Source organism: Xenorhabdus bovienii SS-2004 (genome assembly GCF_000027225.1).
Taxonomy (GTDB): Bacteria; Pseudomonadota; Gammaproteobacteria; order Enterobacterales; family Enterobacteriaceae; genus Xenorhabdus; species Xenorhabdus bovienii_C.
In genome coordinates, this window is sequence record NC_013892.1 from 2,115,407 (window position 1) to 2,141,722 (window position 26,316).

The 26,316-nt window shown below is 50.6% G+C and carries 4 protein-coding genes; all 4 read right to left on the reverse strand.

Annotated features, from left to right (window positions below; translation table 11 throughout):
• Nucleotides 1-86: 86 nt before the first annotated feature.
• Nucleotides 87-10,823 carry a non-ribosomal peptide synthetase gene (locus tag XBJ1_RS09120; protein WP_012988598.1) on the reverse strand — a complete coding sequence of 3,579 codons (10,737 nt, stop codon included), beginning with the start codon at nucleotides 10,821-10,823 and terminating at the stop codon, nucleotides 87-89.
• Entirely contained in the window at nucleotides 10,820-20,785 is a 9,966-nt protein-coding gene (locus XBJ1_RS09125; RefSeq protein WP_012988599.1) for a non-ribosomal peptide synthetase, read from the reverse strand. The genes XBJ1_RS09120 and XBJ1_RS09125 overlap by 4 nt, the downstream gene beginning before the upstream one ends.
• A gap of 37 nt (nucleotides 20,786-20,822) precedes the next feature.
• On the reverse strand, nucleotides 20,823-24,092 hold the full coding sequence (locus tag XBJ1_RS09130) for a non-ribosomal peptide synthetase (RefSeq protein WP_012988600.1): 3,270 nt from the start codon (nucleotides 24,090-24,092) through the stop codon (nucleotides 20,823-20,825).
• Nucleotides 24,093-24,578: 486 nt separating this feature from the next.
• Complete coding sequence (locus XBJ1_RS09135) at nucleotides 24,579-26,234, reverse strand: cyclic peptide export ABC transporter (RefSeq protein ID WP_012988601.1); 1,656 nt, start codon at nucleotides 26,232-26,234, stop codon at nucleotides 24,579-24,581.
• Between the last annotated feature and the right edge of the window lie 82 nt (nucleotides 26,235-26,316).

Below are 26,316 nucleotides of genomic sequence, written 5' to 3' on the forward strand. Positions count from 1 at the left end.
TTCATATTTTTGTCTCAGTAGTTAAATCAGTCATCAGAGAAGCAAATAAAAAGAGCGTCCGCTTTTGCGAACGCTCTTTAAATCGATTAATGTCCTCTTGGGGTCGTCATGGCTGAAAGTAATACTTTTCCGACATCTTGGATATGGGGCTGCTCCATGATGGATTCATGAGAACCGTTGATCGGAATGACAGTCAGCCGTTCCTTCGGTATAACGGCTTCCCAGCCAAGGGCATGACTACTCTGATCATTTTCTTCCGTTGCTCTGAACAGGGTGACGTTAACCGCCGCTGTAGAGGGAATATAGTGATAAGCAGCGACAGAAATGTTGTGATAAAGGTGTAATTGTTGCCTGATATTCTCAGAAGCAGGTAATAAATCGTTCTGTTGAGCAAGCATTAATATTGCAGAGCAGTCATGGTTGTTCGCTAATCTCTGTATCTGATCATGCAGAGAGGCCGGCATATTTTCTGGCAGTACCTCAAGCAATGTGGCTGTTTCATTAAATGGCAGACCGGCCTGTTTTTCTTCCAGAGAAAATGCGTCCTGATAGCTGGCACCTGAATCAAACAGACCGACAAAATTGACGGCTTCACCCGCGGCTGTCAGTTGGCATGCCATTTCATACGCAATGGTTCCTCCAATTGACCATCCGGCCAGATCATAAGGCCCCTGTATCTGCATCTGACGGAGACAGGTAACGTACTCTTCGGCGATTTTGCTGATGGTTAACTGGGCATTTTCTTCCCCGAAGGTATCACTGGCGATAATCCCATAAATTGACTGAGCCTTATCATCAATATAAGGGGCAAGATCATAAGCATACTGAACGTCACCTCCCGCCGGATGTATGAGGAACAATGAGGAATTTCCGTTTCCTTTACGGATTGTGACGATATTTTTCTGTTGAGCCAGAGGGGCACTCAATGAATTTTTCGCTTGAAGATAAGCGGCTAATTCGCTGATTGTCGGGTGAATAAGCAGGTCGCGTATGGCGATATCAAGGCCGAGCGCCTGACGTAAGCGTACGACAACCTGCAATGTCAATAAGGAGTGACCACCCAATTCGAAGAAATGATCATGCCTGCCGACACGTTCGAGGCCGAGGCTGTCTTGCCAGACGTCAGCAATGATATTTTCTGTTTCTCCGACAGGCGGTTCATAACCGATTTGAGCAATAACCGCTGAGTCGTCCGGTAATGGCAACGCTTGGCGATCCAGTTTACCGTTTGGTGTCTGCGGGAATGAATCTAGTGTCACGAAAGCATTCGGAACCATATAGCTGGCTAAACTGGCCTGTAACGTTTCACGGAGTTTCTCTAGATTCAGGGACGTTTCCGGTTGTAATACCAGATAGGCGACCAGACGCTTATCATTAGCGGTATCTTCACGAACCATAACAACGGCTTCTCTGATATCGGCACAGGCGAGTAATCTGGCTTCAATTTCCCCTAACTCAATACGGAATCCGCGGATCTTGACCTGAAAATCATTGCGCCCGAGATAGTCAATGTTGCCGTCGGGAAGCCACCGTCCCAAATCTCCCGTTTTATACATGCGTCTATCAGCCGATGTATTCGCTTCGTCACTGAATGGATCATCGACAAAACGCTCTGCCGTGAGATCCGGACGATTAAAATAGCCGCGAGTGACACCAATGCCGCCGATATAAATTTCACCGGCGACACCCACCGGGACAGGATGACCGTGTTTATCAAGAATGTAGATCTGTGTATTGGCAACCGGGTGGCCAATTGTGATCTGAGGCGTGGTATAGCGGCTCTCTGGCTCCGTCTGTAGATTGCCGGATGCTGTTGAACAGATAGTGGTTTCTGTCGGCCCATACAGGTTCCACAATCCGCTGACTTTTTCTTTTAAACGCTGTGCCAGTTCGTGAGGTAATGCTTCTCCTCCGCTTGTCGCTTTGATCGCGGCACCTGTCCAGCCGGAATCAAGTAGCATACGCCAGGTCGTAGGAGTCGCCTGCATGACTTTGATGTTGCGTGCGGCGATCAATTCCGCTAATTGCTCTGGATCTCTGGCGGTCAATGATGGTGCTATGACGCAGGTACTGCCGTTGCATAAGGGTAGATACAGCTCAAGTGCGGCAACGTCAAAGCCAATTGTGGTCGCGGTGAGCAGGGTGTCATCGACAGAGATTTGCAGCCGGTCTTTCATTGATAACAGCAGGTTTACCACCCCAATATGCTCAACCATGACCCCTTTGGGGCGTCCCGTCGAACCGGAGGTATACAGCACATAGGCCAGATTGTGTGACGTGATACCTAAATCGGCGGCTGGCAGGTTGCACTCAGGTTGATGAATGATATTTGCCTGATATTCATCACTATCCAGTATCAATATTGGCGTATTGGTCTCAGATAAACGGGTTTGCAGGCTATGCTGAGTCAGTAATACGGAGGGCTGGCTGTCTGACAGCATATAAGACAGGCGTTCAGCGGGGTATTCCGGATCGAGAGGAATATAACCCGCCCCCGCTTTCATGATTGCTAATAAGCCGATGACCATCTCCAGACCACGCTCTACACAAATGGCCACCCGATCATCCGGACGTACCCCAAACGCAATCAGAGAGTGTGCCAGTTGGTTGGCTCGACGGTTCAGCTCGTCGTAACTCAATTGATTGTCATCATAAATCAGTGCAGTTGCTGTCGGGGAGCGCTCGACTTGTTGTTCTATGAGCTGGTGGATTAGTTGATCCTGTGGGTAAGCCTCACGGGTGTTGTTGAACGTTCGCAGAAGCTGTGTGCGTTCTTCCTGCGGCAGTATGTTGAGTTGCAGGCAAGTCTGTTCAGGCGAATTTTTCAGGCTTTCAACTAAACCCTGCAATACGGTGTTCATGAAATGATTAATCCGCATGGGATCAAGTTCCGGAACACATTGTGCGACCAGTGTAAAGCCTTGTGCGGTGTCATCGACAGATAAACTCAGGGGATAGTTGGTGCGCTCATCGACATTTAACAGCCCGATGCCTTCCCAGGCCGTGAGGGTTGTCTGCTGGGTATCATCCTGGTTGTGACGATAATTCAACAGGCTACTGAACAATGGCAGAGGCGGGGTCACACCACTGCAATTTTGAGCCATCGCCAGCGGTGCCTGCTCATGTTCCAGTAATTCACTCAATAAGCGATAAGTCTGCTGGACGACCTGCTGTACATTGAAGGTACTCAGCTTGATCCGTATGGGTAATGTATTCATAAACATTCCCAGTGTCTGATCGGCACCGGCAACCCCTTGTAACCGCCCCAATAACACTGTACCGAAGACGACATCATCCCGTCCGCTGCATTGTGCCAGTACCTGCGCCCAGGCGACGTGGAACAGTACCGCTGCACTGACGCCCTGCTGACGGGCGCATTCCCGTAGTGTCTGCGCAAACGAAGTATCCAGATCGAATTCTGCTTCTAGGATATGGCTATCTTCACCATAGACTTCCTGTAAGCCGAAGGGCAGGGTGGGTTCATCCACATCACCCAAAAGCTGGCGGAAATAGTCCTGATGTTTTTCAAGCGGTACAGCGCGGGTCTGGGCGATAAAGTTACGGTAGGGCAGCGACGGTGGCAAATCGTCGCTCTGGCCTATCATGATTGCCTGCACTTCGTTGAATATCATCTCCAGCGACTGGTGATCACACACCAGATGGTGGTGCAGTAATGCCAGAAACCAGGTTTCACTGTGCGGATCTTTGGCAAAGCTGGCAGACATTAACGGCGCTTGGGTAATATCCATCCGTACCGAGCGGGGATCAACATAGCGGCGTAGTTGCTGTTCGGCATCTTCCTCCGGCGACAGGGTTAGCTCTGTGACGGGGATCGGTGCCTGCCGATAAACCACCTGCACCGGCTGCGGCAGGTCATCCCAGAGAATCGCACTGCGCAGGATATCGTGGCGGTGGAACACCTGTTGCAGCGCGAGTAAAAACGCATCCAGACGCGGGCGGCTGTCAAAGGTCATCAACAGGTTGTCCAGATAAGTATCGCCTTCCGTTTCCAGTAAGTGGTGGAACAGAATGCCTTCCTGCAATGGCCCCAGTGGGTAGATATCCTGAATATTACTGATCCCGTCGGGGACTTGGGTAACGATTTGGTTAATGTTGGTTTGCGTCAGTGCCACCAGAGGCAGCATCTCCGGTGTAATGGCCTGACAATCGTCGGTGATGAGGTTCGGTGGTACGCTTACACCGGTAGATCCATCAGAATCTGATGCGGTCAGACGCACCGCCATCGCCGCCAGTGTCGGCGAAGAGAAGACGCTACTGACATCCAGCATCAGGTTGCGTTGACGCAGTTGTTCAATCAGGCTGACCACCAGCAGCGAATGGCCGCCGAGTTCAAAGAAGTTGTCATGACGCCCGACCTGTTCCAGCCCCAGCAGAGTCTGCCAGACCGTGGCGAGTTGTTGTTCGGTTTCACCCTGAGGCGCCTGATATTCACGGCTGACGGAGGCGGCGTGATCGGGTGCCGGCAAGGCCTTGCGATCCAGTTTGCCATTCGGGTTCAGCGGGAAGGTGTCCAGTATCACGAATGCGCTCGGCAGCATATATTCTGCCAGATGAGTGCTCAATTGTTCACGTAAATCGGCTGTATCCAGCGTGACATCGGACTGTGGCACGAGGTATGCCACCAGACGTTTATCGCCGCTGCCTTCTTCATGCGCCATGACTACGGCATCACTGACCCCTGCACAGGCGGCCAACTGAGCCTCAATTTCGCCCAGTTCAATGCGGAAGCCGCGGATTTTGACCTGAAAATCATTGCGGCCGAGGTAGACAATCGTGCCATCCGGCCGCCAGCAGCCCAGATCGCCCGTCCGGTACATCCGTGCGTGGGGTTGTTCACGGAATGGGTCGGACACAAAACGTTCTGCGGTGAGTTCAGGCCGGTTCAGGTAGCCCCGGGCAACCCCTGCGCCACCAATATAGATTTCTCCGGTGACACCAATGGGAACGGGTTGCCCCCGCGTATCAAGAATATAAATGTAGGTATTGATCAGAGGATGACCAATCGACAGGGTGTCCATGCCATAGGAAGCAGGGTCATCCAGTGCCAGCGCAGTGGCACTGACTGTGGTTTCAGTGGGTCCGTAGGTGTCGATCCAGCGGCAGTGCCGGGTTTCCGGCATCGATTGCCAGGTGACGAAATGGCGGTGTTCGGCTTTTTCACCGCCGACCGTGACCGAACGCAGGTGGGAACTGAAACCACTGCGGCCGGCTTTCATCTCCTGTACCCACTGGTGCCAGAAAGCGGTGGGCAGATCGGCGACGCTGATCGCCTGTTCCTGCAAGAACTGGCTGAAAGTGGCATCCGGTATGCGAATATGTGCCGGACGCAGGATCAGGGTTGCGCCAACGGCCAGTGTCGGGAAAATTTCAGACACGGCGGTATCAAATGAAACCGAGGCAAATTGCAGGACGCGGTCAGTGGATTTGAGCTCACTGGTCTGGCACTGGGCATAGGTGAAATTCACCACGTTATGGTGCTCAATCATCACGCCTTTGGGCAGGCCGGTAGAGCCGGAGGTATAGATGATATAGGCCAGATGATGGGGATGCAGCCCCAACTGGCGTGGATCAGGGTTATCGGTCGGTTGCGGTGCCACGGTATTTAAATGGCTGGCCTCATCCAATTGCCAGACGGTCAGATCTTCTACCGGCAATCGTGCCTGTAAATGCTGCTGGGTGAGCAGTAATTTGGGGGCGCTGTCGGACAGGATATAGGCCAGACGTTCGGCAGGGTATTCAGGGTCAAGCGGAACATAACCCGCCCCGGCTTTAAGTATGCCGAGCATTCCAATCACCATATCGAGATTGCGCTCAATACAAATCGCCACGCGGTCATCCGGCTGAACACCAAAGGCAATCAGGGCGTGAGCCAGTTGGTTGGCGCGCTGGTTCAGTTCGGCATAACTGAGTTGAGCGCCCTCCCAGATCAGGGCAATGGCATCAGGGGTATGTTCCACCTGTTGCTCGAATAACTGCGCCAGCAGCTTGTCCTGCGGATAAGCCACGGTGGTATTGTTAAAGTCCACCAGTAACTGAGAACGTTCTGCTGATGGCAGGATATTCAAGGACTGGATACTTTGTTCAGGCTGATTTTGCAGCGCCGCCACCAGCCCTTTCAGGGCAATATCCATATAAGCGTTAATGCGGGCAGGATCAATTTGCTGGCTGCATTGTGCGGTCAGCGCAAAACCATCATCGAAGGCGTCCACATCCAGCGACAGAGGATAATTACTACGCTCTTCACCACTGAGGGTCTGGATGCCTTCCCAGGCGAGTGATAGATCCTGCTCGTCATCATCTGAGCTGTGACGGAAATTGAGCAGGCTGTTAAACAGAGGCAGGGAAACCGGAATACCACTGCAACGCTGGGCAACTGCCAGTGGCGCCTGCTCATGTGCCAGTAGCTGGCTGAGTTGCTGATAAGCTTCCTGCACGGTTTGTTGGACACTGCGATCCTGTAAGGTGATACGAACGGGCAGGGTATTGATAAACATACCCAGCACCCGGGTAGTATCCTCACCCCCCTGTAGCCGTCCCAACAAGACCGTCCCGAAGACCACATCCTCCCGATTACTGCATTGAGCCAGCACTTGTGCCCAAGCGATATGGAACAGAACGGCGGCGCTAACTCCCTGCTGACGGGCGCAGTCTCGTATCCTCTGCGCCAGTTCATCATCCAGTGTTAATACAGCTTCTGCGATCTCATTATTACTTGCCTGAACATCCAGTAAACCAAAGGGCAGGGTCGGCTCATCAACATCACTCAGCAACTGTTGAAAATAAGCCTGATGTTTTTCAACGGGAACGCTTCGGGTCTGAGCGATAAAATTGCGGTAGGGCAACGCGGGCTGTAAATGTTCACCTTGTCCCAGCAGCAATGTCTGGATTTCATTAAATATCAGTTCCAGTGACAGGTGATCACAGACCAGATGATGGTGCAGCAAGGACAGCAGCCAGGTTTCACTATGCGGATCTTTGGCAATATTGGCTGACATTAACGGCGCTTGGGTGACATCCATCCGTATAAAGCGAGAGTCAGTATGGCGGCGTAATTGCTGTTCTGCGTCTTCCTCCGGTGACAGGGCTAACGCTATCACAGAAAGAGGAGCCTGCCGGTAAACTACCTGTACCGGCTCCGGCTGCCCATGCCAGTGGACAGCGCTACGCAGGATATCGTGACGGTCGATCACCTGTTGCAGTGCCAGCAGAAACGCATCCAGCCGCTGACGGCTGTCAAAGGTCATTAGCTGGCTGTCGAGATAGGTGTCACCCGTTGTTTCCAGCATATGGTGGAACAGAATGCCTTCCTGCAAGGGCCCTAGTGGGTAAATATCCTGAATGTTGGCCGCACCGCCGCTGACCCGGGTAACAAGCTGGTCAATATTGTCTTGTGTCAGCGTGACCAGTGGCAACATCTCCGGCGTGATGGACTGACAATCGTCCGGGATCAGGTTCGGGGGAATGGCCTGCGTATGGGTATCAGATGCGGCGTCATCGGTTAAATGTGCGGCCATAGCGGCCAACGTCGGTGCTGAGAAAACCGCGCTGACACTTACGGTAAGACCGCGTTGGCGCAGTTGTTCGATCAGGCTGACAACCAGCAGTGAGTGCCCGCCCAGTTCAAAGAAATTGTCTTGACGTCCAATTTGCTCCAGCTCTAACAGGTTTTGCCAGACCGCGGCCAGTTGCTGCTCGGTTTCCCCTTGAGGTGCCTGATATTCACGGCTGATGATGGCGGTGCGATCCGGTGCCGGCAACGCCTTGCGATCCACTTTGCCATTCGGGTTCAGCGGGAAGGCTTCCAGCATGACAAATGCACTGGGAAGCATGTGTTCCATCAGGCGGGTGCTCAGTTGTTCGCGCAGGCTGGCGGCATCTAACGTGACATCAGACTTCGGCACGATGTACGCCACCAGACGTTTATCACCAGCACCTTCTTCACGTGCCACCACCACGGCATCACTGACACCGGAACAGTCGGCCAATTGCGCTTCGATTTCGCCCAGCTCAATACGGAATCCGCGGATCTTAACCTGAAAGTCATTGCGGCCGAGGTAGACAATTGTGCCATCCGGTCGCCAGCAGCCCAGATCGCCCGTCCGGTACATACGCGCATTGGGTTGTTCACTGAAAGGATCAGATACAAAACGTTCGGCAGTGAGTTCAGGCCGGTTCAGATAACCCCGGGCGACACCTGCGCCGCCAATATAGATTTCTCCGGTGACTCCAATCGGTACGGGTTGTCCCTGTGTATCAAGAATATAGATCCGGGTATTGGCAATCGGGCGGCCAATCGACAAGGTTTCCGCCGCACAGAAAGAACGGGCGGCATGGTTGTTCAGTGTCAGCGCAGTGGCAATGACGGTAGTTTCCGTTGGCCCGTAGGTGTCGAGCCAGCGGCAATTCCGGGTTTCCGGCATTGATTGCCAGCTGACGAAATGCCGGTGTTCGGCTTTTTCACCGCCGACCGTGACTGAACGCAGATGGGAGCTGAAACTACTGCGGCCGGCTTTCATCTCCTGTACCCACTGGTGCCAGAAGGCGGTGGGCAGTTCTGCGATGCTGATCCGTTGTTCCTGTAAGAAATGACCAAAGGCGGCATCGGGTATGCGAATATGCGCCGGACGCAGGATTAAGGCCGCGCCGATTGACAACGTCGGGAACACTTCAGAGACGGCTGTATCAAAGGAAACCGAGGCAAACTGTAGAACGCGGTCAGTGGATTTGAGTTCATTGATCTGGCATTGGGAATGGACAAAATTCACCACGTTGCGGTGCTCAATCATCACGCCTTTGGGCAGCCCCGTGGAGCCGGAGGTATAGATGATATAGGCCAGATGCTGTGGCTGTAACTCCGGTTGGTACTGTTCAGGGTTGTGTGTGGGAAGCTGTACCACTGCATTTAAATGGCTGGCATCGTCCAGTCGCCAGACGGGCAGGCCGTCTACCGCTAATCGTGCCTGCAAATGCTGTTGAGTGAGCAGTAATTTTGGCGCGCTGTCTGACAGAATATAGGCCAGCCGCTCGGCAGGGTATTCGGTATCCAGCGGAATATAACCCGCACCGGCTTTTAATATGCCCAACATCCCAATGATCATGTCGGGGCTACGCTCGGCACAAATCGCCACGCGGTCATCGGGCTGAACGCCAAAGTCAATCAGGGCGTGAGCCAGTTGGTTGGCACGCTGGTTCAGTTCGGCGTAGCTGAGTTGAGCGTCTTCCCAGATTAAGGCAATGGCATCCGGTGTACGCTCGACCTGTTGCTCAACCATCTGATGGAGCAGGATATCGTTCGGATAGGCCACGGTAGTCTCGTTGAAATCCACCAATAGCCGGGTACGCTCTTGTGGCATCAAAAGTGGCAGCGATTCCACCCGCAGTGTGTCATCCGCTGTCATGGCGGTGAGCAGGGTGGTCAGGTAGCCAACCATGCGCTCAATGCTGGCAGGGTCAAAAAGATCGCGGGCATATTCCAGTCCGCCCACCAATCCGTTTTCGGTCTCATTCAGGGATAACGACAGGTCGAAGTGTGAGCTGTTTTCAGGTAATTCCAGCTCACTGATCGTTAGTCCCGGTAATTCAACGTTTTGTTGCCCCGGTGTATTTTCCTGAGACAGCATGACCTGAAAGATCGGGCTATGGCTCAGGCTGCGCGGAGGTTTTAACGCTTCAACTAACTGTTCGAATGGCAGATCCTGATGCACATAAGCACTCAGGGTATGCGCTTTCACCTGTGCCAATAGCTCACTGACAGTAGGGTTATCATGCAACTGTACCCGCAGCGCTAACGTATTGACAAAGAAACCGAGCAAAGGCTCCAGTTCACGATGCTGGCGATTTGCGACGGGTGTGCCTATCACCAGATCCTTCTGTCCACTGATGCGGGAGAGTAACACGGCCCAGCCCGCCAACAGGGTCATAAATAAGGTTGTCCCATGACGTTGACCGAGTGTTTTTAATTGTGCTTTCAGCGTCGCAGGGAACGTGATTTCAACGCTTCCGCCGGCATAACTCTGCTGCGCTGGTCGGGGCCTGTCTGTGGGAAGTGTTAGAAGTGCAGGGGCGTCCTGTAGTGCACTGCACCAGTAATCCAATTGTTTTTCCAGTACTTCGCCCTGTAGCCACTGCCGTTGCCAGAGCGCATAGTCGGCATACTGGAGCGTCAATGGTGGTAATGGATTGGGCAGACCCTGATCAAATGTGTGGTACAGGGTCGAGAGTTCCTGCATCAACACATTGATCGACCAGCCATCGGAGATAATGTGATGCTGAGTTAACAGCAGGATATGGCTGTCCTGCGAGAGCTTGAGTAATCGTCCCCGTATCAACGGACCATGTTCAAAATCAAAGGGATGGCTCGCTTCAGACTGTGTATATTCTTCGACAGTGGCCTGTTGTTCTGTTTCAGGCAACTGACTGATATCCTGAACGGTTAGAGTAAAGCCGCAGTCTGCATCGCCAATGATTTGCTGGGCTTTTCCCTCGACCATCGCAATGGTGGTTCGCAAAATTTCATGGCGTGCCACCAGACTATCCAGCGTGGCCTGCAATGCGTTTTGGTTCAGTTGGCCTTGCAGATGAAGGCCGGCCGGTATGTGATACGCCGTCTGTGCGGCGGGATCCAATTGAGCAAGGAACCATAGGCGCTGCTGCGCCCAGGATAGCGGTAACGCCTGTTGTGAGTCAGTTCTGGGCTGGATCTGATATTTTTCAGTACTCAGGCTGTTCTGGATGCGTTCTTTAATTTTTTTCTGGAGCACTGCCTGCCGTAATTTATCCAAAGTTTGTTCATTTATGTTCATTGTTGATCTCCATTTAACATGGCAAGCAACTCTTCTTCAGACAGGTTCTCCAACTCTTTTTGTACCGACTCGATATCTTGGGCGAAAAAAGTTTCAATTTGTCTTGATAGAATAAGTTCAGCAAGTTTATACAGTGTTGAGTGATGAAAAATGTCTGCAATAGGAATTTCAAGGTGGAATTCTTCACGCAGGTGAGTGGATAACCGCATGATGGATAATGAATTTCCGCCTAACTCAAAGAAGTTATCATGGCGCCCAACCTGCTCCAGTCCCAGCAGGGTCTGCCAGATAGCGGCCAGTTGAAGTTCAATTTCGCCTTGAGGGGCTTCATATTCATGGCTGGCGCTGGCGGAACGATCGGGTGCCGGCAGCGCTTTACGATCCAGTTTTCCACTTGGTGTCAGCGGGAAGGTATCCAGTATCACAAACGCACTCGGCAGCATATATTCTGTCAGATGATTGCTCAGTTGTTCACGCAGGCTGACTGCGTCCAAAGACGCATCAGGTTGCGGGATCACATAAGCCACCAGACGCTTATCACCGGCATCCTCTTCACGCGCCACCACCACGGCATCCTTGACACCCGGACAGGCAGCCAGTTGGGATTCGATTTCACCCAGTTCAATGCGGAAGCCACGGAGCTTGACCTGAAAATCATTGCGGCCGAGATAGACAATCGTGCCATCCGGTTGCCAGCAGCCCAGATCGCCTGTCCGGTACATCCGTGCATGGGGTTGCTCACTGAAGGGGTCGGATACAAAACGTTCAGTGGTGAGTTCAGGCCGGTTCAGGTAACCCCGGGCAACCCCCGCGCCGCCGATGTAGATTTCTCCGGTGACCCCGATGGGTACAGGCTGCCCCCGTGCGTCGAGAATATAGATCCGGGTATTGGCTATCGGGCGGCCAATTGACAAAGTTTCCGTCATACAGGAAGAACCGGCGGTAGGCTTGTCTCCGGTGTGGTTGTCCAGTGCCAGTGCTGTGGTGATAACAGTGGTTTCGGTTGGCCCGTAGGAGTCGATCCAACGACAGTGCCGGGTTTCCGGCATCGATTGCCAGGTGAGGTAATGACGGTGTTCGGCTTTTTCACCGCCGACCGTGACCGAACGGAGGAGGGAACTGAAACCACTGCGGCCGGCTTTCATCTCCTGTACCCACTGATGCCAGAAGGCGGTAGGCAGATCGACGATAGTGATCGCCTGCTCCTGCAAGAAATGGCTGAAACTGGCATCGGGTACTTGAATATGCGCGGGGCGCAGGATCAAGGTCGCACCGACGGCTAATGTGGGGAAAATCTCAGACACGGCAGTATCAAACGAAACCGAGGCAAATTGCAGGACTCGGTCAGTGGATTTGAGTTCACTGACCTGACACTGGGCATAGGTGAAATTCACCACGTTGCGGTGTTCAATCATCACGCCTTTGGGCAGCCCCGTAGAGCCGGAGGTATAGATGATATAGGCCAGATGCTGCGGGTACAGACCCAGTTGGCGTGAGTCAGGGTTATCAGTCGGTTGCTGTGCCACGGTACTTAAATGGTCGGCATCGTCCAGTCGCCAGACGGGGAGATCCTCTACGGCTAATCGCACCTGTAAATGCTGCTGGGTGAGCAGTAATTTCGGCGCACTGTCTGACAGGATATAAGCCAGCCGCTCGGCAGGGTAGGCCGGATCGAGCGGAACGTAACCCGCACCGGCTTTTAATATGCCCAGCATACTAATCACCATGTCAAGATTGCGTTCGATGCAGATAGCCACCCGATCATCGGGCTGCACGCCAGACGCAATCAGGTGATGTGCCAGTTGGTTGGCGCGCTGATTCAATTCAGCATAGCTGAGTTGAACATCTTCCCAGATTAAGGCAATGGCATCCGGTGTGCGTTCCGCCTGCTGTTCGAATGGCTGGTGGAGCAGAACATTTTGCGGATAGGAGGCTGCCGTATTGTTAAAGTCCACCAGTAACCGGGTGCGTTCATCTGGCGGCAGGATGGCGAGAGATTGAATGCTCTGTTCAGAGACGTTTTGCAGTGCGGCCACCAGCTCTCTCAGCACGGTATCCATATAAGTGTTAATGCGTAGCGGATTAACGTGTCGGTTGCACTGGGCGGTCAGGGCAAAGCCATCATCGAAGTCGTCCACATCCAGCGACAGAGGATAATTACTGCGTTCTTCACCGCTGAGGATCTGAATACCTTCCCAAGCCGGTGATGCGGACTGTTTATCGTCACGTTGGCTATGGCGGAAATTAAGCAGGCTGTTAAAGAGAGGTTGAGGCGCTTGAACACGGCTGCAACGCTGGGCGATAGCCAGCGGGGTCTGTTCGTGTTCCAACAATGTACTTAACTGCCGGTAAGTGTCCTGAACGGTTTGTCGAACCGTGCGCTCCTGCAATAAAACGCGCACAGGCAGGGTATTGATAAACATGCCAAGAACCTGATCGGCACCTGAGCCTCCCTGTAACCGTCCCAGTAACACCGTACCGAAGACGACATCATCCCGTCCGCTGCATTGCGCCACTACCTGCGCCCAGGCGACGTGGAACAATACTGCGGCACTGACGCCCTGCTGACGGGCACAGTCACGTATTCTGCGAGCCAGTTCGTTATCTAAAATGAAATTGGCTTCTGTTATTTCACTGTGTTCATCAGGGTTGCCCTGTATATCGAGTAAGCCAAAGGGTAGGGTGGGTTCATCGACATCCCCCAAGAGCTGGCGGAAGTAGTCCTGATGTTTTTCAAGCGGCACGGTGCGGGTCTGGGCGATAAAGTTGCGGTAAGGCAACGATGGCGACAACGAGTCATCCTGCCCCAATAGTATTGCCTGCACTTCGTTGAATATCATCTCCAGCGACAGGTGATCACATACCAGATGGTGGTGCAGTAAAGCCAGAAACCAGGTTTCACTGTGCGGATCTTTGGCGAGTTTGATAGACAATAACGGGGCTTGAGTCAGATCCATCCGTACCGAGCGGGAATCGGTAGCATCGCGCAACTGCTGTTCGGCGTCGAGTTCCGGGGACAGCGTTAACTCGGCAATGGAAAGAGGGGCTTGACGATAAACCACTTGTACCGGCTCCGGCAGACCGTTCCAGTGAACCGCACTGCGCAGAATATCGTGACGGTTGATAACCTGTTGTAGCGCCAGCAAAAACGTATCCAGACGCGGGCGGCTGTCAAAGGTCATCAACTGGTTGTCGAGATAGGTGTCACCGGTTGTTTCCAGTAAATGGTGGAACAGAATGCCTTCCTGCAATGGCCCCAACGGATAGATATCCTGAATATTGGCGACGCCATCTGGGATTTTGGCGATGATCTGGTCGATGTTATCCTGTGTCAGTGCCACCAGTGGCAGCATCTCCGGTGTAATGGCCTGACAACCGTCGGTGATGAGATTCGGCGGTACGTTTTGTACGTGGGTGCCAGCAGATCCATCAGACGTTTTCACTATCAGACGCGCCGCCATCGCCGCCAGTGTCGGCGAAGAGAAGACGCTACTGACATCCAGCATCAGGTTGCGTTGACGCAGTTGTTCAATCAGGCTGACCACCAGCAGCGAATGGCCGCCGAGTTCAAAGAAGTTGTCATGACGCCCGACCTGTTCCAGCCCCAGCAGAGTCTGCCAGACCGTGGCGAGTTGTTGTTCGGTTTCACCCTGAGGCGCCTGATATTCACGGCTGACGGAGGCGGCGTGATCGGGTGCCGGCAAGGCCTTGCGATCCAGTTTGCCATTCGGGTTCAGCGGGAAGGTGTCCAGTATCACGAATGCGCTCGGCAGCATATATTCTGCCAGGTGAGTGCTCAATTGTTCACGTAAATCGGCTGTATCCAGCGTGACATCGGACTGTGGCACGAGGTATGCCACCAGACGTTTATCGCCGCTGCCTTCTTCATGCGCCACTACTACGGCATCACTGACCCCTGCACAGGCGGCCAACTGAGCCTCAATTTCGCCCAGTTCAATGCGGAAGCCACGGATTTTGACCTGAAAATCATTGCGGCCGAGGTAGACAATCGTGCCATCCGGCCGCCAGCAGCCCAGATCGCCCGTCCGGTACATCCGTGCGTGGGGTTGTTCACGGAATGGGTCGGACACAAAACGTTCTGCGGTGAGTTCAGGCCGGTTCAGGTAGCCCCGGGCAACCCCTGCGCCACCAATATAGATTTCTCCGGTGACACCAATGGGAACGGGTTGTCCCCGCGTATCAAGAATATAAATGTAGGTATTGATCAGAGGATGACCAATCGACAGGGTGTCCATGCCATAGGAAGCAGGGTCATCCAGTGCCAGCGCAGTGGCACTGACCGTGGTTTCAGTGGGTCCGTAGGTGTCGATCCAGCGGCAGTGCCGGGTTTCCGGCATCGATTGCCAGGTGACGAAATGGCGGTGTTCGGCTTTTTCACCGCCGACCGTGACCGAACGCAGGTGGGAACTGAAACCACTGCGGCCGGCTTTCATCTCCTGTACCCACTGGTGCCAGAAAGCGGTGGGCAGATCGGCGACGCTGATCGCCTGTTCCTGCAAGAACTGGCTGAAAGTGGCATCCGGTATGCGAATATGTGCCGGACGCAGGATCAGGGTTGCGCCAACGGCCAGCGTCGGGAAAATTTCAGACACGGCGGTATCAAATGAAACCGAGGCAAATTGCAGGACACGGTCAGTGGATTTGAGCTCACTGGTCTGGCACTGGGCATAGGTGAAATTCACCACGTTATGGTGCTCAATCATCACGCCTTTGGGCAGGCCGGTAGAGCCGGAGGTATAGATGATATAGGCCAGATGATGGGGATGCAGCCCCAACTGGCGTGGATCAGGGTTATCGGTCGGTTGCAGTGCCACGGTATTTAAATGGCTGGCCTCATCCAATTGCCAGACGGTCAGATCTTCTACCGGCAATCGTGCCTGCAAATGCTGCTGGGTGAGCAGTAATTTGGGCGCGCTGTCTGACAGGATATAGGCCAGACGTTCGGCAGGGTATTCAGGGTCAAGCGGAACATAACCGGCCCCGGCTTTAAGTATGCCGAGCATTCCAATCACCATATCGAGATTGCGCTCAATACAAATCGCCACGCGGTCATCCGGCTGAACACCAAAGGCAATCAGGGCGTGAGCCAGTTGGTTGGCGCGCTGGTTCAGTTCGGCATAACTGAGTTGAGCGCCTTCCCAGATCAGGGCAATGGCATTATGGGTGTGCTCCACCTGTTGCTCGAATAACTGCGCCAGCAGCTTGTCCTGCGGATAAGTGACGGCAGTATCGTTAAAGTCGGTCAGTAATTGAGTTCGTTCGTACGACATCAGTAGTGGCAGATCTGCCACCCGCAGATTGTCATCAGCGACCATCGCCGCCAGCAGGTTTTGCAGATAACCCGCCATCCGTTCGATACTGGAACGCTCAAAAAGATCGCTGGCATATTCCAACTCACATGTCAGACTATTTTCGGTGTCACTCAGTGCCAGAGTCAGATCAAAATGGGCGCTGTTTCTGGTCAGAGCCAGCGGACTGAGACTCAATTCCGCCAGTTCGAAACTTTGTTTACTGGATGTATTATCCAAAGCCAGCATCACTTGGAAAATCGGACTATGACTTAAACTGCGTGGCGGTTGCAGCACTTCGACTAATTGTTCAAATGGCAGATCCTGATGGGCGTAGGCTTCCAGCGCATGAGCCTTCACTCTTGCCAATAATGCGCTGATGGTCGGGTTATCTTCTAACTTGATCCTCAAGGCCAGTGTATTGGCGAAGAAGCCGATTAAAGGCTCCAACTCGCTGTACTGACGGTTGGCGACCGGAGTACCAATCACCAAATCGGGCTGGCCACTTAACCGTGACAGCAAAATTCCCCAGCCGGCCAGTAATGTCATGAACAACGTCGCACCGTGGCGTTGGCTCAATGCCCTTAATCCTGCATTTAATTCCGGCGATAAAGTGAAAGTGACCTGATCGCCATGATAACTCTGTACTGACGGGCGGACTTTATCAGTAGGCAGCTCTAGTAAGGTGGGAGCATCTTGTAACTCATTGCGCCAGTAACTCAACTGTTTTTCCAGTCTTTCGCCTTGCAGCCATTGCCGCTGCCAAACCGCATAGTCGGCATATTGAATTACTAATGCAGGCAATGGATCAGCTTGTCCCTGACCGAAGGCTTGGTACAGCGCAGAAAGTTCGTTCATCAGGACATTAAGTGACCAGCCATCGGAAATAATGTGATGCTGGGTTAATAGCAGAACATGTTGCTGCTCGCCGAGTTTGAGCAGTTGAGCGCGGATCAGCGGCCCTTGCGCAAAATTGAAAGGATGGCTGGCTTCAAATTGAGCGTATTCCTCAATGGTTGCCTGCTGCGCTGATGAAGATAACTGACTGAGATCCCGGACGGTTAAAGAAAAACCGCCATCGGCATCACCAATGATTTGTCGGGCTTTCCCTTCGGTCTGCACGATGGTGGTGCGGAGAATTTCATGACGGGCAACGATGCGATCTAATGCGGCTTTAAGCGCGTTCTGGTTCAGGTGGCCTTGCAGGTGCAATCCGCCCGACATGTTGTATGCCGTCTGGGCGGCGGGATCTAATTGAGCCAAAAACCAGAGACGTTGCTGTGTCCAGGATAGGGGTAATGTTTGTTCACGGTTGGCGGGCAGGATCATCGGTTGTGTTGACTGGGTTGCTGTCACCAATGATTGCGCTAAATCCGCTAATACCGATTGAGTAAACAGATCCTGTAGCGTTATTTCAATATTCAGAGACTGGCGCAAGCGAGATGCGACCTGAACAGTTAATAAAGAATGTCCCCCCAGTTCAAAGAAATTGTCATAGCGGCCGACCCGTTCCAATCCCAATAAATTTTGCCAAATTTCGGCCAGTTGCTGCTCGATCTCACCTTGGGGTTCAGCATATTCGCGACTGACGCTGGCTGAACGATCCGGAGCGGGCAGAGCCGGGCGGTCTATCTTACCGTTCTGATTTAACGGGAAAGTATCCAGTGTGACAAAGGCACTTGGCAACATATAACTGGCCAGATTGACACTGAGTTGTTCACGCAGGCTGGCCGCGTTCAGGGTTGCACCAGGCTGAGGGATTAAGTAAGCAACCAGACGTTTATCGCCGCTGTCATCTTCTCTGACGACAACAACGGCATCTTTGACGCCAGTGCAGTCAGCTAGACGGGCTTCTATCTCACCTAACTCAATGCGGAAACCGCGAATTTTGACCTGAAAATCATTGCGCCCCGAATAACTGATGGTGCCATCCGGTAGCCAGCGCCCTAAATCGCCGGTTTTGTACATGCGGGCACCGGGAATGTCACTGAAAGGATCTTGAATAAAACGTTCTGCTGTCAGTTCAGGCCGGTTCAGATACCCGCGTGCAACTCCGCTGCCACTGATATGAATTTCGCCATTTACGCCAATCGGGACGGGTTGACCCCGTTGATCCAGAATATAGATCCGGGTATTGGCGATAGGCCGGCCAATCGGGATATCTTCATAGGTGCAGAGATCGTCTTTATCGATAACGATTGAGGTTGCATTGACGGTGGTTTCTGTCGGGCCATAGGTATTGATCCAGCGGCATTTTTGTGTGCCCGGACTGGATAGCCACGTGACCAGATGGCGGTGCTCGGCTTTTTCGCCTCCGGCCGCGACGGAACGTAATTGCTCAGGAGGCCAGCTATAACCGGCGCTGATTTCTTGTGCCCATAGGTGCCAGAAAGCGGTAGGCAAATCGACAACCGTGATGCTCTGATTTTGCAGAAAGGTAATAAATTCTGTATCCGGGACTTTAATATGATCTGGCCGTAAGACAACCGTTGCCCCGATAGCCAATGTCGGGAAAATTTCAGCAACAGAGTTATCAAACCCGAAAGAGGCAAACTGTAGTACCCGATCCTGCGGTGTTAGTTTTGACATCTGGAACTGGGAATGAATTAAGTGCACTACATTCTGGTGTTCGATCATGACGCCTTTAGGCAGGCCGGTCGAACCGGAGGTGTATAACACATAAGCCAGATTCTGTGGGGTCAGCCCTGTCTGCGATGCGTCGATATTATCTTTTGGCTGATCGGCAATATAGGTTTGATGTTCTTCACTATCCAGTGCCCATACGGGGATGTTTGTGACAGGCAGGCGGGCTTTCAGATGTTGCTGAGTAAGCATTAACACTGGCTGACTGTCAGACAGCATATAAGCCAGCCGTTCAGTCGGGTGATTGGGATCCAGCGGAATGTAACTGGCACCCGCTTTCAAAATCCCCATGAGGCCGATGACCATATCCAGACTGCGCTCAGCACAAATTGCGACGCGATCATCCGGATGGACTCCTGATGCCATTATGCCGTGCGCCAGTTGATTGGCTCGCTGATTCAGCTCGGAGTAACTCAGTTGAGTTTCTCCCCAGACCAGGGCAATTTTATCAGGAGTGTTATCCACCTGTTGTTCGAACAACTGATGGATCAGAGCATTTTTTGGATATGGAATGGCGGTATCGTTAAAGTTCGCCAATAACTGAGTACGTTGTGGAGAGGTCAGCAAAGGAAGATCGTCTATCCGCAGGCTGTCATCGGCCACCATAGCTGACAGGATGGTTTGCAGGTAGCCGACCATACGCTCAATGCTGGCATGTTCAAAAAGATCGCGGGCATATTCCAGATCACCGACTAAACCTTGCTCAGTATCATTCAGTGTTAAGGTCAGATCAAAATAGGCACTGTCTCGGGTTCGCGGCAGTTCATGGAGATGTAGCCCATCCAACTCGAAATGTTGCTGTCCCAGCGTATTATCCAGAGCCAGCATCACTTGAAAAATAGGACTATGGCCCAAGCTACGCGGCGGTTTTAACGCCTCAACTAATTGCTCGAATGGCAGATCCTGATGTGCATAAGCCCCCAGAGCATGATTTTTCACCCGTGCCAACAGCTCGCTGACACTGGGGTTGTCACCCAGTTGGATCCGTAACGCTAACGTATTGACAAAGAAACCTATCAGCGGCTCCAGCTCATGCCGTTGACGATTCGCAACGGGTGAGCCTATTACCAGATCGTGTTGTCCGCTGATACGGGAAAGTAATACCGCCCATCCGGCCAATAGGGTCATAAATAAGGTGATGCCATGACGCTGACTGAATGCCTTTAACTCGGTACTCAATGCAGGCGGCAGTGTGATATCGACCCGGCTTCCGGCATAACTCTGCTGTGTCGGACGCGGTTTGTCGGTGGGTAATTCCAGGATCACCGGTGCACCCTGCAATTCACTGCGCCAGTAGTCCAACTGTTTTTCCAACACGTTATCCTGTAACCATTGTCGCTGCCAGAGCGCATAGTCAGCATACTGGAGTGTCAAGGCGGGTAATGGATCAGCCCGATCCTGACAGAAAGCCTGATAAAGCGTGGAAAGTTCCTGCATTAAGATATTGACCGACCAGCCATCGGAGATGATGTGATGCTGCGTTAACAGCAGAACATGGCTCTCTTCTGCCAGACGGAGCAGGCGCCCCCTAATCAAAGGCCCCTGAGTAAAATCGAAGGGATGGAGGGCTTCACGCTGGGCGCATTCTTCTACCGCCGTCTGCTGTTCTGTGCTGGGTAACTGGCTGAAATCTTGTACAGATAACGCAAAACCACGATCAGTACTGCCAATGATTTGTTGGGGCTGCCCTTCGACGTCCACGATGGTGGTACGCAGAATTTCATGACGTGCCACAATCTGATCCAACGCGGCTTGAAGCGCGTTCTGATTCAGGTGGCCTTGCAGGTTCAACCCTGCCGACATGTGGTATGCCGTTTGTGCTGCGGGATCTAATTGAGTTAAAAACCAGAGACGCTGTTGCGCCCAGGACAATGGCACGTTCCCATCACGGGGTTGTGCATGAATTTCTGTTTTTTGTGTCTGCTGACGAGTTAGCTTTGCTGCTTTAGCTAACTCAAGTAGTCTTTTGCGTTCTGCTAATGGTAAAGATATTAATTCATTATCATTCATTTTTTAAGTACCATTCAAAGCCAGTTAAAAACCAGAATTAACCCATTGTTTTGTAGAGATCTTGCAAGGATTCAGCGTCAAATTGCAGTAACTGAGCATCAATAATGTGCTCTTCAAGTTGACAAATAGTGGGGTGTGCAAATAATTGTTGAATAGAGAGTTCGACATCAAATATTTCACTTATTCTTGACTGTAGCTGTAGTATTAGCAGCGAATGCCCCCCCAGCTCGAAGAAATTGTCATTACGCCCGACGCGATCGATTTTCAGTAGTTTTTGCCAGATATCGGCCAGTTGTTCTTCGGTTTCACCTTGTGGTGCCGCATATTCCCGTGTGAGGACGGCCGAGTGATCGGGAGCAGGCAGCGCTTTACGATCCAATTTGCCATTCAGAGTGAGCGGGAAGGCATCCAGCATCACAAATGCACTCGGGATCATGTAATCAGGCAAATTACTGCCCACTTGTTCCCGTAGAGCAGGAATACTCAGGGTGACGCCGGACTGGGGGATGAGATAAGCGACCAGCCGTGTATCTCCGGCATCATATTCACGGGCGATAACAATCACATCCTGAACACCGTCAGACTGAGCCAGACGTGCTTCAATTTCCCCCAGTTCAATGCGATTTCCGCGTATCTTGACCTGAAAGTCATTGCGTCCCAGATAATCAATGCTGCCATCGGCTAGCCAACGCCCGATATCGCCGGTTTTGTACATCCGCATATCAGGATGCTGACCGAAGGGATCTTGAATAAAGCGTTCCGTGGTCAATTCCGGTTTATTCAGATAACCCCGGGCAACACCTGCACCAGCGATATAAATTTCCCCGACTACGCCAATGGGAACAGGCTGGTAATGTTTATCAAGGATATAAATTTGGGTATTGTCGATAGGGCGACCAATGGGAACCAGACCGATATGCTGATCGGGTACACATCGCCACGAGGTGACATCAATAGCGGCTTCCGTCGGACCATACAGGTTGTGAAGTTCGCTGTGAGCAAAATGAGTCAGGCACTGTTGTTGTAAGGAATACGACAACGCTTCTCCACTGCACAAAATCTGACGCAAAGAAGGGCAACGGCCGGCTGGTGTCAGATGAATAAAACTTTGCAGCATGGAAGGTACAAAATGAAGGGTAGTAATGTCCCGCGTTTCGATTTCGTCCAGCAGATAGAGCGCTTCCTTATGACCACCGGGACGTGCCATGACTAATTGAGCACCGGCGAGCAGAGGCAGGAAAAATTCCCAGACTGAGACATCAAAACTGAACGGCGTTTTTTGCAATACCCGATCATGCTGAGTTAATTGATATTCACCCTGCGCCCACAACAAACGGTTGACGACCCCACGGTGCTCATTCATGACCCCTTTCGGTAAGCCGGTTGAGCCGGAGGTATAAAGCACATAGGCTAAATTGCGCGATGTCAGACCCAAATCGGTGGCAACCGGGTTATCCGTCGGCTGACTGGCAATATTGGTTTGATATTCTTCGCTCTCCAATACCCATACAGGCATAGTTGTCATCGGTAAATGATCTTGCAGGCCGTGATGAATCAGCAGAAGTGCAGGGTCACTGTCTGACAGAATATAGCCGAGCCGATCTGTCGGATATTCAGGGTCGAGCGGAACGTAAGCAGCGCCAGCTTTTAATATTCCCAGCAGGCCGATGACCATATCCAGACTGCGCTCCATGCAGATAGAGACACGATTATCCGGACGAATGCCGGCTTTAATTAAGGCATGAGCCAATCGATTGGCTTGTTGGTTAAGTTCGGTATAGCTTAACGCCTTATCACCGCAAATCAGGGCGATGGTGTCAGGTGTGCGTTCGACTTGCTGTTCAAATAGTTGATGAATCAGAGCGTGTTGAGGAAAAGGCTTATCCGTCTTGTTAAAATCATAGAGAACCTGCCGGCGTTCTTGTTCAGCCATCAGCGGTAAGCTGTCGATAGACTGTTGTTGGTTATCCGCCATTGCCGTGAGCAGGATAATGAGATTTTTTATGAGTTGATTAATTAACTCAGCGTCGAACACCTGAGGATCGTAATGGAAATGACAACGGATCTGTTGATTGACCTCCATCATATTCACCATCAGGGGGACGGGGGTATCGGCATAAAGAGGGTGCGGGAAAGGTCTTAATTCCGCGTTCCCCCAATGTACTGTCGTGCTGGAATCGTTATCCATCCATAACGTTGGCAGCTCACTAATATATCTGGGTTTTTGAAAGGTCATCAGAGTCTGGAAAATCGGATGTGTATCGGCAGTGCGCTGTAACTTAAATTGTTCCAGAATCTTGGTGAAAGGGTATCTCTGGTTTTCAATCGCCTGACGGATGGTCTTTGCGGTTTGAAGAATATGTTCCCTTACAGTGATATTACCGTTGATTTGACCGCGTAAAGCGACCGGATTGACAAATTCCCCTACCAACTTACCCCATTTGGCTTGACTTCGACCCGGCATCATTGAGCCAATAACGATATCGTCCTGCGCGGTATAGCGATGTAGCAGGATTTGATAGGCAGTCAGAAAAATAGCGAACAGACTGTTGCCGTATTCAGATGCCATAGCACACAGCTTAAGCGCTAAATCATCAGGGATTCTGCCGAACGCCGTGATTTTATCCGTGGCTGGGGGGGCGACGTTGTTATCTGCTCTGTTCTGTACCGATCCGATTTTCATCGGCCATGATAATGTACTCAAATCCCCAGCCAGATTATTGCCCCAGAACTGTTGTTGTTTTTTTGCGTTTTTGCTGTTTAACCATTTCTGCTGCCATGAAACATAATCTTGATAACTGTGTTCTGATATCGGTTCCAATTCTTGTGAGGTCAGAATCATGCCGAGTTCTTCCAGCAACAACCAGTAAGACCAACCATCGACAACTAAATGATCGAACGTCAATACCATGACACTTTCTTGCGCATTACATTGATACCAACTGGCATAAAAGCGCAGCGGATTTTCCAGATCGAGAACATGCCGGCAATCGTCAAGTACAAGTTGCTGAAGCGTATCTTCGCTGAGGTGCAGGGCATCATGTGTCTGAATTTTGATTTCGCTATTCTCTGCTATGCGATATCCCAATTCGCCATCGTATAGCCCGAAACTGGCTCGCAGCATCGGGTGACGCTTGATCAGGTGATTGAGTGCATTTTCTAAATCTTGAACGTTTAACCCCTTAACTCTGGCACAAAATGCACCATTATTTCGCCCACGTTGGCTTGGGTTAATTTGATATTGAAACCAACGGCTGCTTTGTGCTTCTGATAAAGCAAATGGCTTCAACTTTTCAGGGTGGTTCATTTTATAGCTCCCTTTTTTATGGGCATATGAAAATAAAAAAGTCTGAGAACTGATAAAACAAAAAATAAAACTAGAATCCAAATCTATAACTAAAAAATCCGGGATAAATAAAGTCAGAATGATCTGTTTTTCAGCAAGAAAAATCATGCTGTAAATGTATGAAATAATAAAAAATATACCATACTTATAAAAATAAAGGCATTTTTAAAAAAACTGATAAGCAAATTCTTCTTTGTTCAGAAAATATACTTTTATTTTTTCATGACATTCGAGAGGATGAATTATATATTAAATCAATGTATTTTACATGGTTAGTCGTGTTTTACTTATATATCTAATTTTATTACAGGCAATGTGTATCTATGTTATTAATAATTTATATTGCATAATAATTTTAATAATGTAGGTTAATAAAAAAGAGCCTATTAAAATAGGCTCTTTGAATGAATAAAAAATATATCACGGTCATTTATTTTGGGTGGTTATTTATTTTATCTCTGTAATAGTTTCATGGTTATGATTATTTATTTCTTTAATATTACCATCTTCCAGCTTAATAACACGTTCAGCAATATCGAAATAAGCATCGTCATGGCTAATCACAATAACCGTTTTCCCACGAGATCTTAACTCCGGCAGAAGCTCTGTATAGAACAACCGTTTAAATACCGGATCTTGGTCAGCAGCCCATTCATCAAAAAGATAAAGAGGGCGGTCTTCCAGATAAGCAGCGACCAAAGCCAGCCGTTTTCTTTGACCGGCTGAAAGCTCTGTCGTAGAGAATTTACCATCAATAATCTTCACTTTGTGACCCATGTTTAATGCCTGAATGTAATGAGTCGCTTTCTCTGTGACGTCTGTGCCGGTATTTAATAGCTGATCGAATAGATGATAATTGGAAAATACAGCGGAAAAGAATTGGCGATAGTGGACATTGTTGGATGTATCCATCTTTACACCGTTAAGCCAGATAGAACCGGATTCCTGTTCGAATAAACCGACCAGCATCATGGCTAACGTGGTCTTACCGCTACCATTACCTCCGACAATAAAGACAATTTCGCCCTGAGATATTTTCAGGCTTAAAGGGCCGAGCATAAACTGACGGTCTTCCTTATCAGTCGTATAGTGATGGACGATATCCTTCAACTCAAGTACCAGGGGTTTTTCACTCAAAAATGGGTTTGGCGTGTCACCCTGCACTGATTGATTTTCCTGCCCTTCGTCTAAGTCATTATCAAGCTGACGCATTTTATTCAACGAGATTTCAGCTTCTCTCAGTTCTGGGATGGCACCGACAACTTCACTGATAGGGCCAGCCAGAAAGAGCACAGTTAATGTCACCGTCACCAGACTGGCGGGGTCTTGAGGTAACCAGATCGGCACGACAAAGACCATGATGCCGATAATCATATAAAAAGCGATTGAACTTGCATTCAGCACCCAGGCATAACCCGTGGTTGCTTTAATACAGATTTCTTTAAATTTTTTGGCACCGGGAGAAATGACTTTATCGATAAACGCATCGCCTTTCTGTGTATTGAGTTGCAGTTCTTTGCTGCCATCAATCAGGCTTTGGAAATTGAGATACAACCTGTCCACCTGATCACGCATTTCAGTCATTAACCGTATAGGACGTTTTTCCAGAAGATAAAAAATATACATTATCACTAGACATAAAAGGATCAGAATGACAAAAAGTTGCCAGGAAACCCACGCTAAATAACCAAAACAGGCGAAAATAAGGGTGATATTTCCAAAAGCAGTTGGGGCTAACATAAAAGATTGTATAAATACATCGACATCTTTAGTTAAAACAGCTAATAGGCCGTGTCTCCCAAGTTTATTAAGTTTTTTGTAAGGTGCACGTAATATTTTAGTACTCAGACTGAGACGTAATGAATAAATTGTTGCTTGGGTTAAATGTGAGAGGATAACCTCGGATAGTGTTTTAGTAATGAAAAAAAGAATACATATACCAAAAAAGCTCCAGAGAAAGGAATTAAGTTGAACTGTTTCTGTAATTCCTCTGCTAATTGTACTTACTACAGATGCACCGGCAAATCCACTAATTAATGCGCTTATTGTTGATAAAAGCAGTAATATCCAAGATTGGCGGTATAGATAAGCTATTAGAGTCATAAAAATAAGCCATTATAGGATGTTATGGGTAATATAAAATGTATATATCAATTTATTAGACCCGTTATGGTTATTTTTTTTT